Below are 12,290 nucleotides of genomic sequence, written 5' to 3'. Positions count from 1 at the left end.
CGGCGCCCGCGAATCGGCGAACCGACGGGATCTGCCGCGCGGAACCGACCGAACGAAAGACGACAAAGCGTATTCGACGAAAATAGAATGTTCGTAAATCGTATTCGGGATTTTGAAAAACAGATTCAGAAGCCTTATCCGTATACCTCGCATTCGTTTATTTGCAATGGCAAACGGTACGGTTGACTTCTTCAACGACACGGGCGGTTACGGTTTCATCGAGACAGAGGACGCTGACGAGGACGTGTTCTTCCACATGGAAGACGTCGGTGGCGAGGATCTCACTGAGGGTACGGAACTCGAATTCGAGATCGAACAGGCCCCCAAGGGCCCCCGCGCGACGAACGTCGTCCGCGTCTAATCCGGTTCTACCCGTCGCCGCTCCGTAATACGAAGGCGACGACGACCCGCGATTTTCCGACAGTTACTCCCGATAGTCGCGACGCCATCACAGGTCCGCGCTCCGGCAACGACCTCACGCCTCCGAGCGACCGTGGGGGTCGTCGTGCAAGCCACCGCCAAGGGTTTACCGGGAGAGATTTAGGCTCCCCCTTCCGAAGAGTGTGGTATGTCAGCCGAGGGAGGCGACTTCCACCGACAGCTCTTTGAGGAGGTCTCCGACGGGATCGTCGTCTACGATCCGGAGACGGCTGTCGTCGTCGACGCCAACCCCGCGGTCGCCGAGCTCACCGGCTACTCGATCGACGCCCTCGTCGGCCGGCCAGTAGTGCAGTTCAGCAGCGGTCCGCCCGAAGAGGTCGAACGGGCCGCGGCGGAGCTCGTGGATATGGCCGCCGAGGTCGACCAGCGGTTCGAGTGGCCGATCGAGCGCGCCGACGGCGGGATCAGGACCGCCGAGGTCTCGTTACACCGGACGGAGATCGACGGCGACGACAGGGTGCTGGCGATCCTCCGCGACGTCACGGAGCGCGAGCGCGACCGGGTAGCGCTCGAAGAGAGCCGCCAGCGCCTCTCGCTTCTCACCCGCCACAGCCCAGACGTGTTCTGGATGTTCTCGGCAGACTGGGAGCAGTGCCTGTTCGTCAACGACGCCTACGAGCGGATCTGGGGCCGGCCGACCGAGGGCCTCGAAGCCGACCCGGCGGACTTCCTCGCTGGCACCCACCCGGAGGACCGTGAGACGGTTCGGGAGGCGATGGAACGGCTCGCGAACGGATCGCGCGTCGAAATCGAGTACCGGGTCAACGAGGGGGAGAACTTCGAGCGCTGGGTGTCGGTCGAGGGCGTGCCGATCTACGAGGACGGTGAGCTGACCCAACACGTTGGGTTCGCGCGGGACATCACCCGCCGCAAGCGGCTCGTCTCCGACCTCCGCGAGCAGAACGAGCGGCTGTCGGCGCTGACCGAGAACGTGCCGGTCATCCTCTTCGAGTTCGACGAGGACGGCGTGTTCGTGCAGTCGACTGGCAGCGGGCTCGACGCCATCGGACGGGAGCCCGGGCAGGTGGTTGGGAAGTCGATCGAGGAAGTGTACGCCGACCACGAGGGTATCCTGGACGCGTGCCGTCGAGCGCTGGGTGGCCAGTCCGTCTCGCTGACAGTCGAGGTTGAAGACGTCGTCTTCGACGCGTGGTACGAACCCACCTACGACGACTCCGATGACGTGGACGGCGTCATCGGCGTCGCGGTTGACGTCACAGAGCGCCAGCGGCTGGAGTCGGAACTCCGCGTGAGCGAGCGGGAACTCGAGCGGCAGAACGAACAGCTCGAGGAGTTCGCCCACGTCATCGCCCACGACATCCGTGGCCCGCTGACGGCCGCCATGGGGTTCTTCGAACTCGCGCTGGAGACCGACGCCGAGGAGTACTTCCGGCGGGTCGCCGACGCCCACGCACGGATGGAACGGATGATCGACGACCTCCTGACGCTCGCGAGGCAGGGACGCTCGATCGCCGAGCGCGAGCCCGTCGACGTCGCGGAGCTGGCACGGACCGCGCGGGCACAGGTCCGTGGGGACGCCACCGTCGAGATTGAGGACGGTCTGCCGAAGATCTCCGCGGACGCGTCCCGGCTGGAGGAGGTGGTCGCGAATCTCTTCCAGAACGCAGTCGACCACGCGGAACCGGGCGTCACGATCCGAATCGGTCCCCTGGACACGGCGGACGGACCGGAGACGGCTGGGTTCTACGTTGAGGACGACGGCCCCGGAATCCCACCGGAGAAGCGCTCGCACGTGTTCGACTTCGGGTACACGACCAACCCGACCGGGACCGGGCTGGGGCTCTCTGTCGTCGAGGAGGTCGTCGAGGCACACGGTTGGTCGGTGACGGTGACGGGCGGGCGGGACGGCGGCGCGCGCTTCGAGATCGAGACCGACGGCACCGTGCCGACGACGCCCGGTTGAGGCGGAAACCGGACGAGAAGCGGCGCGTCGTGTCAGGTTCGATAAAATATATGCGGGCGTCGGACGGACTAGCGTGCGTGAGCGTCTCTGTCACAGCCACGATCCGCGGGATGGCGAACCGCGCGAACCCCGCCTTCGGGGTCGGCGCGGTCGTCCTCCCGCTCGGACTCCTGCTCGCGACGATCGCGTTCGGAACGGTACAGCAACTGACCTACGTCCACGTGATGGCCGGCGTCCTCTGGACAGGCACCGACCTGTTTATGGCGCTGGTCCTGGGGCCGGTGCTGGGCGGCCTCGACGTCGACGAGCGCGCCGAGGTGTTCCAGCGCTTCACGCCGAAGATGGCGTTCCTGATGCCGACCCTGGCGTTCACGACGATCATCGGCGGGATGGTCCTCGCGAGCGAGATGGGCTACCTCCCGGGGCTCGCGGCCTGGGGCGGCGTGTTCTCGGTCGTGGCGATGGGGCCGGCGCTCGCCGCGGTCGCGTTCCAGTTCGACGCCTTCACCGACTGGCGCTGGCTCGCGCTGTTCGCGATCATCGTCGGCGGCGGCGCGGTCTCGCTGGTGGCGAACCTCGGCGCGCTGGCGATGCCAGGGCTCCCGATCCTCCTCGCGCTCGCCATCGTCAGCGTGCTCACGATCCTGGGCTTCGGCGTGCTGATGCCCGGCGAAGCGCGGATGTATCTGGAGATGACCTCCCCGGATCCGGACGCCGACCTCATCGGCCGGATCGGGATGCGCAACGCGAAACTGAGCGGACTCCAGGGGGTCTTGCAACTCAGCATCGTCGCCGTGATGGTGTACATCCGCTGGGGGAGCCTGGGCTTCTGAGTTCGCGGTTTCGATTCGGCCACGTTCCGGTTCCCACTCGATAAGAATCCTCGGCAGGTGTATTTGTACTCCGTACGACCCTCCAGATAGGAGGTGACTCCAATGGCAATCGAACACCTGGAACGGCAGACGTTCGGCGCCGAACTCACGCCGCTCGAACGCCTCGTCGCCGGGGTCTGTGCGGTCGCGGGAGGCATCGGTCACGCGCTGCTCGCAGCGGCGTTCGCCACACTGCTGTACGTGCTGCTCTTCGTGGCGTGAACGACATCTCTCGGTCGTCTCATTCCTTCTCGCGGTGAATCCGGGTGGGTGCGAGCTGTTCGGCCCAGCGCCTACTCCGCCGCCGCTGCCGTCGCCGTTCCGTTGGTCGACTCGTTCGTCCGGACGCGGACGTACCGCTGGCCGACGGCCTCGTCGAGCAGGCTGTCCACGGGCGCGCGGTCGTCGGTCAGCACGGGCACGTCGTCGGTCGGCTCGCCGCGTCGGTACGACGACAGGTCCGCGGCGAGGTCGATCCCGATGTCGCGGCGGTCGTTCCGCGCCTGGAGCTCCGATTCGGACACCAGCTCCGTCTGCTTCGTCGCGATCACCTCGATGTTCTGGACGACCGGGCCCCCGGCGGTCGGGAAGCTGTACACCCGCGGGAAGACCTGTGCCATCGTCTTGTACTCCGCGCGGTAGAAGTCGGAGGCGGGCCCCGTCGGCGCCGCGATGAGGTTCGCGAGCAGGACGCCGCCGTCGTCCAGCCGGTCGGCGGCGAGGCGCATGAACTCGACCGTCGTCAGTTGGAACGGCACCGAGTCCTTCCGGTAGGCGTCGAGGACGATCACGTCGTAGGTGCGGTTCGTCGATTCGAGGAACTGCCGGGCGCCGCCGACGTGGACGTTCATCCGCGGGGAGTCTGGAATGCCGAAGTAGCGGTCGGCGGCGGCGACGACCGCGGGGTCGAGTTCGACGACGTCGACGGTGACGTTCGGATACGTCTCGCGGAAGATCCGCGGGCCGGTGAATCCGCCGCCGCCGACGAACAGCACGCGGTCGACCGCGTCGGCGTCCTCGGTGAAGAGGAGCGGCGCGTGGAAGTACCGCGTGTACTCGAAGACGTGCCGGTCGGGATCGTTCAGGTCCTTCGCGCTGTGGCGCTGACCGTCGAGGTACAGCGTCCGGACGTCGCCGCGGTCGACGACCTGGAGCTCCTGGTAGGCGGTCTGCGTCCTGTAGACCGTCTCGCCCGCCACCGCGGGGCCGATGCCGCCCGTCGCCGTCGCGGCGACGAGCGCCAGGGCGACGACGCCGACGCGGAGCCCAGCCGTCCCGCGGAGGTCTGGCGCGGCGACTACGGCCGCCGCGGCGACCGCCGACAGCCCGAGCACGAGTCCGATCTGCGGGATCGGGAGCGTCGGCACGAGGAGGTAGGTCGTCCCGAACGCGCCGACGATGCTGCCGACGGTCCCGACGGCGTAGACGTGGCCCGCGGTCGCGCCCACGTCGCCGCCGGCGAGCTCGGCGGTGTAGGGGCTCACGTAGCCCAGGAGGTACGTCGGCGGGCCGAAGAGGAGCGTGATCGCCGGCAGCGACGCGAACTCGCTCGGGAGCGGGAACAGCTCCGTCGCCTGCACCGCGGCGTCGCCGACCAGGATCACGCCCGCGACGTAGAGCGCCGTCGCCAGGAAGATCCAGCCGAGCCGGCCGTAGGAGGCGTTGCGGGCGGCGCGCTGGCCGCCGCGGTGGTAGCCGAGGCTCAGGGCGGCGAGGAAGACGCCGATGATGCCGCCCCAGGTGTAGATGCTGTTGCCGAACGCCGGCGCGAGGATCCGCCCGGCCAGGATTTCGAGGCCCATACTCGTGACCCCGGAGACGAAGACGGCCGTCTCGGCCCGGGAGGGTCGACGACTGGGGAGCCGGAGGTCCATCGCCGGTACCCTGGGTCGGCAGCGACTTCAACGACTCGCTCGCCGAACCGAGTCGGCAGGACGAGAAAGGAGGATATAGGATGCCCCAGCCGAAAGCACCCACAGAGCCATATGTTCGAGCGAATCTTGCTCCCGACGGACGGCACCGAATCGATGGACGCGGTCGTCGAGACCGCCGCCGACATCGCCGTCCAGCGCGACGCCGAGGTACACGTCCTCTACGTCATCGACGACCGCGCCTTCCTCACGCTGCAAGACGAGATGAAGACCGAGGTCGTCGCCGAACTGGAGGGCGAGGGCGAGGCCGCCGTCGACCGCGCGGCGACCCGCCTGCGCGAGGCCGGCATCGACGTCACGACCGCGATCCGCGAGGGCGACCCCGCAGAGCAGATCCTCGGGTACAGCGACGAGGTCAGCGTCGACCTCATCACGATGGGGACCCGCCGCGGCGACTACACGAACAATCTGATGGGCAGCGTCTCCCAGAAGGTCGTCGCCCGCGCCGACATCCCGGTGCTGACGACGAACCTCGCCGTCGAGGAGTGACTCGACACGCGGCGGCGGCGCCCGCCTCGCGTCCCCTCACTCCGCGTCGGGATCGAAGTCGAGCGCGACCGAATTGATGCAGTAGCGCTTGCCCGTCGGCTCGGGGCCGTCCTCGAAGACGTGCCCGAGGTGCCCGCCGCAGTTCCGACACAGAACCTCGATGCGGCGCATCCCGTGGCGCGTGTCCGTCCGCGTCTCGATGGCGTCCCGGTTGGCGTCGTAGAACGCCGGCCAGCCGGAGCCGGAGTCGTACTTCGTCTCGCTGTCGAAGAGCACCGCGCCGCAGCCCGCACACCGGTAGCTGCCGTCGTCCTTCTCGTCGAGGTACTCGCCGCTGAACTTCGGTTCCGTCCCGCGGGCGCGGAGGATCTCGTACTCCTCCTCTGAGAGCCGCTCGCGCCATTCCTCCTCGGAGTCCGGGACGTCGTCGCGTCCGCCCTCGACGGGTGTCTCGTCGGCCATACCCGCAGTTGGCGCCGGAGCGCAAAGAGTCTCGCCCCGGCTGTGGCTACTCCTCGTCGCGCTTGAGCAGCGAGGGGAACCGCAGTCGGCCGAGTTCGTCGATGTCGAAGCCGTCCAGCGCGCCGGACCGATCCACGACCTCGGGGACGTCCGTCGACGGGTCCACAGACAGCGACTCGCGGGCGGGCGCGGGCGAGTCGGCGGCCTCGATCAGTTCCTCCCAGGCGCCCTCGTCGGTCTCGTGTTCCGGGCGGACGTCCCGCACCTCGCGGCGCCCCTCCTCGAACGCCAGGTCGAGGACGCTCCGCTCGTAGGCCGTCGACGCCAGCCCGCGGAGCCGCTTTCGCTCCTCGGGGAACTCGTGGCCCAGTTCGGTCGCGATCCCGAGCGCGTACATCCGCTCTACGGCCTCCTCCGCGGAGAGCGACTCCCAGCCGACGTCGAAGGCTCGCTCGTACATCTAGAAGTCCACCCGTTTGGTCGGGTCGACGACGATCCCCTCGTCGGTGAACGACAGCGAGCGGATGTCGGAGTCGATGTCTGTCCCCCGCATCTTCACGACCTGGATCCCCCGCCGCATCCCGGTCGCCTCCAGGTAGTTGTGGAAGAAGATGACCCCGTGGGCGAGGAAGTGTTCGTCGGCGTAGGCGCTCGGGTCTGTCATCTCCGAGATGAGGAGCGTCGTCGCGTCGCAGGTCTTCAGCGCCGTGAGGAACCGCGTCATCTCCTCTTCGCCGTCGGCGAAGAAGAGCTCCAGGAGCATCGTCGAGTCGATGACGAGCCGGTCGATGTCGCGGGAGTTGACGAAGCCGACGATCTTGTCGGTCAGGCCCTGGACGCTGGAGGGGTTGCCGCTCCCCGAGGACTGATTCAGGAGCCGCGTGCCCTGCTGGCCGGCGAGGTTGACAAAGCGGAACTGCTCGGAGCTCGTGAGCGTCTCGAAGCCGAACTCGTAGTTCGACATGTCCTCGACGAGCTCGTCGCGCGACTCGTGCATCGTGATGTACAGGCAGTTCTCTCCGTTCCGGAGCCCCTCGGCGATGAACTGGGCCGTGAACGTGGTCTTCCCGCTGCCGGGTGGACCGGAGAGGACGTACAGCCGCCCGGGGAGGAAGCCGCCCTGGATCAGGTGGTCGAACCCGCTGACCCCGCTCGGAATCCGCATACTGGCAGGTCCGTCGACCCGCCTCATAACCGTTCGGGGCTAATTTTCACGCAGCGTAACGCCAGGGAGGTCTCGGAGCGACCGCAGCGAGTCGAGTTCGTACGTCGGCTCCGCGTCCAGCGTCGTGTCCGCGCGGTGGGGGCGTCTGAGGAACGCGGAGTCGACGCCCGCCCGGTGTGCGGCCAGCACGTCGGTCTCGCTGTCGCCGACGAACAGCGCCGACTCGGCGCCGAGGTCGTCGAGGGCGCGCTCCAAGTAGTAGGGGGCGGGCTTCTTCCGGCGGAGGCTCTCGACGGTCGGCTCCCTGCCGTAGGCGGTCCCGAAGAGGGATTCGAGTCCGTGGTGCCGGAGGATCGCGTCGATCGTCGCCTGTTGGTTCGTGCTGACGATCCCGAGCGGGACCGCGAGGTCATCGAGCACGTCGATGTCGGGGTAGCGGTCCGTCTCGCCGCCCTCCATCGCGCCGATCTGCGCCGCGCTCGCCGTCCGCTCGCGGGCCGCCCAGAAGTCGTCCACGTCGACGCCGTACGCGCCGCAAACTCGCTCCAGGGTCTCGGGCGTGACGCCGTAGGCGACGGCCTCGACGTCCTCGTCGGCCGGGTTCTCGACGCCGACGGCGGCGAACGCCTCGCGCGCGGCCGACCGGAGAAGCTCCACACCGGGCCGTTCGACCAGCACGCCGTCGTTGTCGAAGACCACCGCGTCGTACTCCATACGCGGTCCTGGGCGGTGGCCGGTGAAATACCTGCGGGACGGCGCCGACCGGGCCGACCGGGCCGACCGGCCCGAACGCTGAAGCCCGGACCGTCCTTCTACCCGCTGTGAGCGACAGCGCAGAGCAAGCGGACGGATCGACCCCACGGCTCGGTGTCGTCGGCGCGGGCGCGGCCGGCGCGGCCGCGGCGTACGCCCTCCGCGACGCCGACGTCGCGGTGACCGTCTTCGAGAAGAGCGGCGGCGTCTGCGGCCGGGCGGCCACCCGGCGTCGCGACGACTGTTACTACGACCACGGCGCCAACTACGTGAAGGAGGCCGACGAGCGGACGGCCGCGCTCCTCGAAGAACTGGGGACCGAGGGCTTCGTCGAGATCGACGAGCCGGTCTGGACGTTCGACGGGGACGGGACCATCGAACCGGGCGACCGCGAGTCGACAAAGCGGACGTGGACCGACGGGATCACCCAGCTCGCAAAGCGGCTCTTCGACCGCGCGGGCACGACGGTCCACCGCCGGACACGGATCGACGAGATCCGGGCTCGGGGGACAGACCGCGAGACCCGATGGAACCTCACCGACACCGAAGGGAGCGAGTACGGCCCGTTCGACGCGCTGCTCGTCACGCCGCCGGCGCCGCAGACGGCCGAGCTACTGCGCGCGACCGCCTGGGACGACGCGCGCCGCGAGGAGCTCGTCGACGCCGTCGACGCGGTGCCGTACCGGACGATCCGAACGGTCGTTCTCCACTACCCGTTCTGCGAGTCCTACCCGTGGTACGGGCTCGTGAACCCCGACCGCGAGCACGCCATCGGCTGGCTCTCCCGCGAGGAGTGCAAGCCGGGGCACGTCCCCGACGGCGAGAGCCTCCTCGTCGTCCAGATGAGCCCCGCGTGGTCAACTGAGACGTACGACGACGCGCTCGCCGAGATCGAGTCCGAGGTCTGCGACCGCGTCGCCGACCTCCTGGGCGAGGACCGCTACCGCGACCCCGACTGGACCGACGACCAGGGCTGGCGCTACGCGCTCCCGGATTCGGCGGTCGACGCGGAGGCGATCCGGGCCGCCGAGGACGCCGGGCTCTACTTCGCCGGCGACTGGGTCGCCGGCGAGGGCCGAGTCCCGAGCGCGCTCTGGAACGGCCACGAGACGGGCGAGCGCATCGGCGCGGCGCTGGACTGATAATGTCTATTGTCAGTCGTTGCCGCTGGTTCGCCGAAACGGGGTGGCGAACCAGCGGTAAACAGTGACAGTAGACATTATGACAGCGAGAGGACTCATACTGTCGGACACAAGTCTGTGAAGAATTTCGGCGCCCGGGGCGGCGAATATCTTGAAACAGGTGTGTCCGACAGTATCACTGTGACGAGAGCCGGACCGGTCAGAACGACGCGTCGTCCAACACCGTCTCGACGGCCGCGACCGCGACGAGCGCACCCGCGAGGAGGAGGCTCTCGGCGAGTCCGTAGTCGAAGGGATAGATCGTCATCGCGAACGCGACGGCCGCACCGAGAGCGCCGAACAGCGCTAAAGCTGCCGCTCGGGTCGCGCGGTTCATACGCTGTGGATCCCCCGCCGGCGGCATAAGCGTAACTCACACCCGAAATCGCGACCTACGCGGGGCCAGCGCCGGGCAGACAGGCTTTACTGCGAGGGGTCCCTACGCGCACTCGTGTCGCTGACCGTCAGACTCGATCCCCACGTCCACTCCGAGGCCTCCTACGACGGGACCGACCCCGTCGAGCTCCTCCTCGAACAGGCCGCCGAGATCGGGCTCGACGCCGTCGTCGTGACCGACCACGACGTGATCCACGAGTCGGTCCGCGCGGCGGAGTTGGCGCCCCGGTACGGGCTGGTCGGGATCCCAGGGGTCGAGGTCTCCACCGCCGACGGACACCTGCTCGCGCTGGGGATCGAGGAGATGCCCCCGCACCGCGCGCCGATGGCCGAGACGGCCTCGTGGGTCCGCGAGCGCGGCGGCGTCGCGATCGTGCCGCACCCCTTCCAACGGAGCCGACACGGCGTGCGCAAACGCCGGCTCCGCGACGTCGACCCCGACGCGATCGAGGTGTACAACTCCTGGGCGTTCACGGGCTGGAAGAACCGCCGCGCGCGCCGATACGCCAACGCCCGCGGCTACCCCGGCGTCGCGGGGAGCGACGCCCACAAGGTGGGGTACGTCGGCCGCGCCTACACCGAGATCGGGATCGAGGGGATCGAGCGCGCGGACCTCACCGCCGAGATCGTCCTCGACGCGATCCGCGACGGGGCCACGCGGGTCGAGGGCCGGCGGACGCCGATCCCGACCTCGGCGCGCCACTACGCCGGCGCGGGCGTCAGAAAGAGCGGCTTCTACGCGAAGTACGGCGCCTACCGCGGCGGCGCGCTCGCCAAGACGGGGGCGCTCGGCGCCGCGCGGATGCTGTATCGGCTCTCGCCGCTGTCCGGGTAGCTACGACAGCAGCGAAAATACCATCGCGAAAATCGAGAGCGGCCGTTCTCAGACGTAGTCGATGCCGTCCCAGGTCGGGCCGCCGCCGTGCCACTGGTGGTTCGTCGGGCCGCCGAGCGACTCTTCCTTCCACTCGATCGGCTCCCAGTCGGGCTCGAAGTTCAGGTAGCCCGGTCCCGCGAACAGTTCGAGGCGGAGCTGGCTCGCGGGGTCCTTGACGTACATACAGTCCGCGCGGGTGATCGCGTGCATCGCGGGCCCGTTGCTCCGGTTGTTGATCTCGATGCCGTGCTCGCTGCAGATGTCGGCGGCCGTCCAGAGGTCCTGGAGGCTGTCGAGGTGGAACGCGACGTGGTGGAACTGCGTCGGGTCGCCCGGCTCCTCGCGGTGGATGGCGATGTCGTGGGGGAGCGGCGTGACGGCGTACCACCAGCCCCAGTACTCGCCGTTCTCGTCCTCGTAGCGCTCGTTCAGCTGGAAGTCCATCGCCTCGCGCAGCCACTCGTCGTGCTTGAACGCGTTCTCGCCGGGGTCGTTGACGTGGACGTGGTCGATCCGGCGGGGCGCGATCCGGTTGCCCACCGACTCGCTGTAATTCCGGTTCAGCAGACCGGAGCGCTTGGCCTCCGGGGCCTTCGGCTTCTCGACGTCCCAGTAGAACTCGTAGTTGTGGCCGAACTTGTCGACCCGGATCGCCTCGCCGATGCCGTTCTCCTCGCCGGCCTCGACGTGGGTGATCTCTTCGCCCTCGTCTTTCAGCTGCTGTTCGAGCTCGTCGAGGGCCTCCTCGCTCTCGGTCCGGAACGCGAAGTGGTCGACGCCCGTCTGGCCGCTTTCTGTCAGGCTGAGCGTGTGGTGCTCCCAGTCGCGCATGCCGCGGAGATAGGCGGTGTCGCCGTCGCGCTCTGTGACCTGGAAGCCCATCACCTCCTCGAAAAACCAGAGCGATTCGTCGAGGTCCGGCGTGTGCGCTGCGACGTGTCCGAGTTTGGCTACGGGGGATTGTCGTCGTTTCATGGTTGCGTTCGTGATGGTGAGCTCTCGCGGTGAACTCTCCTAGACGGTTGCTGATTCACCGGTAAAATGGTTATAGAAAAACCCCAAGTATCGGGGGCATTTATAAGTAAATTCGGGGCGATCCCGAATTATTGATCAGGCAGGACGGCCTGGACGGGACCGTGACCGGAATCCGCGCGGAGGTGACCGTCGAATCGCCGCCCGACTGCCCGGCCGTTCGGGCGTCCGAGGCGGCCGACGCGCCGGCGACGTCGGTGACGAAGTCCGCACCCAGCGACCCCGACGCGCCGATGACAGAGGAGTTCGTGCTGGAGACCGACGAGGCGGCCCCGCTCGAAGACGGCCTCCCCGACGACGACCGGGAGTTCACCGAGGTCTTCTCGTACGGGTCCGAGCAGGTCTACCGCTTCGACCGCTCGCCCGACCGGAACTGCTTCTGCGAGTCGGTGGAGGCGTTCGGCTGCCCCGTCCGCGACGTCCACACCCGCGACGGGGCCCTGATGATCAGCTTCCACGCGCCCGACGTCGACACGCTCCGCGACGTGATCAGGCGGCTCGACGAGGGCTGGGACGGCGTCTCCGTCCACCGGCTCGTCCGCTCTGACGGCGACCGCGAGGAGTCCGATCTGGCCGTCGTCGACCGGAGCGCCCTCACCGCGCGCCAGCGGGAGGTGCTCGAAACGGCCCACGAGATGGGGTACTTCGAGCACCCGAAGCGCGCGAACGCCGGCGACGTGGCCTCGGAACTGGACATCGATCCCTCGACGTTCTCCGAGCACCTCGCGACCGCACAGGACAAGCTGCTGTCGGCGATCCTCGATTAG

Annotated in this window: 15 protein-coding genes; 8 read left to right on the top strand and 7 right to left on the bottom strand. The window is 68.3% G+C overall.

The window, feature by feature from the left end:
- Positions 1-166 precede the first annotated feature (166 nt).
- The 4 genes from ACQUQ0_RS08075 (at position 167) to ACQUQ0_RS08060 (ending at position 3,459) form a co-directional block, all read left to right on the top strand.
- Positions 167-361, top strand: coding sequence for a cold-shock protein (locus tag ACQUQ0_RS08075; protein ID WP_089766429.1), 195 nt, complete (start codon positions 167-169; stop codon positions 359-361).
- 207 nt (positions 362-568) lie between these two features.
- Positions 569-2,365: a PAS domain S-box protein gene (locus ACQUQ0_RS08070; protein ID WP_435184444.1), complete on the top strand. Its 1,797-nt coding sequence runs from the start codon at positions 569-571 to the stop codon at positions 2,363-2,365.
- Between the two features lie 77 nt (positions 2,366-2,442).
- Positions 2,443-3,198, top strand: a complete 756-nt coding sequence (locus ACQUQ0_RS08065; protein ID WP_435184443.1) for a hypothetical protein — start codon at positions 2,443-2,445, stop codon at positions 3,196-3,198.
- A 102-nt stretch (positions 3,199-3,300) separates the two neighbouring features.
- Positions 3,301-3,459: a hypothetical protein gene (locus ACQUQ0_RS08060; RefSeq protein WP_372389670.1), complete on the top strand. Its 159-nt coding sequence runs from the start codon at positions 3,301-3,303 to the stop codon at positions 3,457-3,459.
- Positions 3,460-3,530: 71 nt separating this feature from the next.
- Here the strand turns inward: ACQUQ0_RS08060 and ACQUQ0_RS08055 are convergent, their stop codons facing one another.
- Complete coding sequence (locus tag ACQUQ0_RS08055) at positions 3,531-5,111, bottom strand: spermidine synthase (RefSeq protein ID WP_435184442.1); 1,581 nt, start codon at positions 5,109-5,111, stop codon at positions 3,531-3,533.
- A 111-nt stretch (positions 5,112-5,222) separates the two neighbouring features.
- On the opposite strand from ACQUQ0_RS08055, the gene ACQUQ0_RS08050 reads away from it, so the two are divergent.
- Complete coding sequence (locus ACQUQ0_RS08050; RefSeq protein WP_435184441.1) at positions 5,223-5,657, top strand: universal stress protein; 435 nt, start codon at positions 5,223-5,225, stop codon at positions 5,655-5,657.
- Between the two features lie 36 nt (positions 5,658-5,693).
- Here the strand turns inward: ACQUQ0_RS08050 and msrB are convergent, their stop codons facing one another.
- Genes msrB through ACQUQ0_RS08030 form a run of 4 tightly spaced genes read right to left on the bottom strand, consistent with a single transcriptional unit; the run spans position 5,694 to position 7,998 of the window.
- Entirely contained in the window at positions 5,694-6,119 is a 426-nt protein-coding gene (gene msrB, locus ACQUQ0_RS08045; protein ID WP_435184440.1) for a peptide-methionine (R)-S-oxide reductase MsrB, read from the bottom strand.
- 46 nt (positions 6,120-6,165) lie between these two features.
- Positions 6,166-6,579 carry a hypothetical protein gene (locus ACQUQ0_RS08040; protein ID WP_435184439.1) on the bottom strand — a complete coding sequence of 138 codons (414 nt, stop codon included), beginning with the start codon at positions 6,577-6,579 and terminating at the stop codon, positions 6,166-6,168.
- Positions 6,580-7,284, bottom strand: coding sequence for an RAD55 family ATPase (locus ACQUQ0_RS08035; RefSeq protein WP_372389658.1), 705 nt, complete (start codon positions 7,282-7,284; stop codon positions 6,580-6,582).
- Positions 7,285-7,323: 39 nt separating this feature from the next.
- Entirely contained in the window at positions 7,324-7,998 is a 675-nt protein-coding gene (locus tag ACQUQ0_RS08030) for an HAD family hydrolase (protein ID WP_435184438.1), read from the bottom strand.
- A 107-nt stretch (positions 7,999-8,105) separates the two neighbouring features.
- On the opposite strand from ACQUQ0_RS08030, the gene ACQUQ0_RS08025 reads away from it, so the two are divergent.
- Positions 8,106-9,179: an NAD(P)/FAD-dependent oxidoreductase gene (locus ACQUQ0_RS08025; protein ID WP_435184437.1), complete on the top strand. Its 1,074-nt coding sequence runs from the start codon at positions 8,106-8,108 to the stop codon at positions 9,177-9,179.
- A gap of 199 nt (positions 9,180-9,378) precedes the next feature.
- Here ACQUQ0_RS08025 and ACQUQ0_RS08020 read toward each other — a convergent pair whose 3' ends face one another.
- Positions 9,379-9,555 (bottom strand): hypothetical protein, encoded by a 177-nt coding sequence (locus tag ACQUQ0_RS08020; protein WP_435184436.1) that lies wholly within the window; start codon positions 9,553-9,555, stop codon positions 9,379-9,381.
- Positions 9,556-9,669: 114 nt separating this feature from the next.
- Between ACQUQ0_RS08020 and ACQUQ0_RS08015 the strand changes: the two genes are divergently transcribed.
- Positions 9,670-10,449 (top strand): CehA/McbA family metallohydrolase, encoded by a 780-nt coding sequence (locus ACQUQ0_RS08015; protein WP_435184435.1) that lies wholly within the window; start codon positions 9,670-9,672, stop codon positions 10,447-10,449.
- A gap of 48 nt (positions 10,450-10,497) precedes the next feature.
- Here ACQUQ0_RS08015 and ACQUQ0_RS08010 read toward each other — a convergent pair whose 3' ends face one another.
- A complete protein-coding gene (locus ACQUQ0_RS08010) occupies positions 10,498-11,466 on the bottom strand; it encodes a VOC family protein (RefSeq protein WP_435184434.1) in 969 nt (322 codons plus the stop codon).
- A gap of 131 nt (positions 11,467-11,597) precedes the next feature.
- Here ACQUQ0_RS08010 and ACQUQ0_RS08005 point away from each other — a divergent pair, with 131 nt between their 5' ends.
- Positions 11,598-12,290, top strand: a complete 693-nt coding sequence (locus tag ACQUQ0_RS08005; protein WP_435184432.1) for a helix-turn-helix domain-containing protein — start codon at positions 11,598-11,600, stop codon at positions 12,288-12,290.

Origin of the sequence: Halobellus sp. EA9, from assembly GCF_051195055.1 — an archaeon.
In the GTDB taxonomy this organism is placed as follows: domain Archaea; phylum Halobacteriota; class Halobacteria; order Halobacteriales; family Haloferacaceae; genus Haloquadratum; species Haloquadratum rubicundus.
Note: the sequence above shows the minus strand (reverse complement) of the source record. Positions and strands in the feature narration are given on the sequence as shown.

Bases quoted from the DNA above. Each gene is read 5' to 3' on its own strand.
- ACQUQ0_RS08035 (WP_372389658.1), bottom strand. From the start codon at position 7,284: ATGCGGATTCCGAGCGGGGTCAGCGGGTTCGACCACCTGATCCAGGGC.
- ACQUQ0_RS08050 (WP_435184441.1), top strand. From the start codon at position 5,223: ATGTTCGAGCGAATCTTGCTCCCGACGGACGGCACCGAATCGATGGAC.
- ACQUQ0_RS08010 (WP_435184434.1), bottom strand. From the start codon at position 11,466: ATGAAACGACGACAATCCCCCGTAGCCAAACTCGGACACGTCGCAGCG.
- ACQUQ0_RS08030 (WP_435184438.1), bottom strand. From the start codon at position 7,998: ATGGAGTACGACGCGGTGGTCTTCGACAACGACGGCGTGCTGGTCGAA.
- ACQUQ0_RS08020 (WP_435184436.1), bottom strand. From the start codon at position 9,555: ATGAACCGCGCGACCCGAGCGGCAGCTTTAGCGCTGTTCGGCGCTCTC.
- ACQUQ0_RS08060 (WP_372389670.1), top strand. From the start codon at position 3,301: ATGGCAATCGAACACCTGGAACGGCAGACGTTCGGCGCCGAACTCACG.
- ACQUQ0_RS08075 (WP_089766429.1), top strand. From the start codon at position 167: ATGGCAAACGGTACGGTTGACTTCTTCAACGACACGGGCGGTTACGGT.
- ACQUQ0_RS08070 (WP_435184444.1), top strand. From the start codon at position 569: ATGTCAGCCGAGGGAGGCGACTTCCACCGACAGCTCTTTGAGGAGGTC.
- ACQUQ0_RS08055 (WP_435184442.1), bottom strand. From the start codon at position 5,111: ATGGACCTCCGGCTCCCCAGTCGTCGACCCTCCCGGGCCGAGACGGCC.
- msrB (WP_435184440.1), bottom strand. From the start codon at position 6,119: ATGGCCGACGAGACACCCGTCGAGGGCGGACGCGACGACGTCCCGGAC.
- ACQUQ0_RS08040 (WP_435184439.1), bottom strand. From the start codon at position 6,579: ATGTACGAGCGAGCCTTCGACGTCGGCTGGGAGTCGCTCTCCGCGGAG.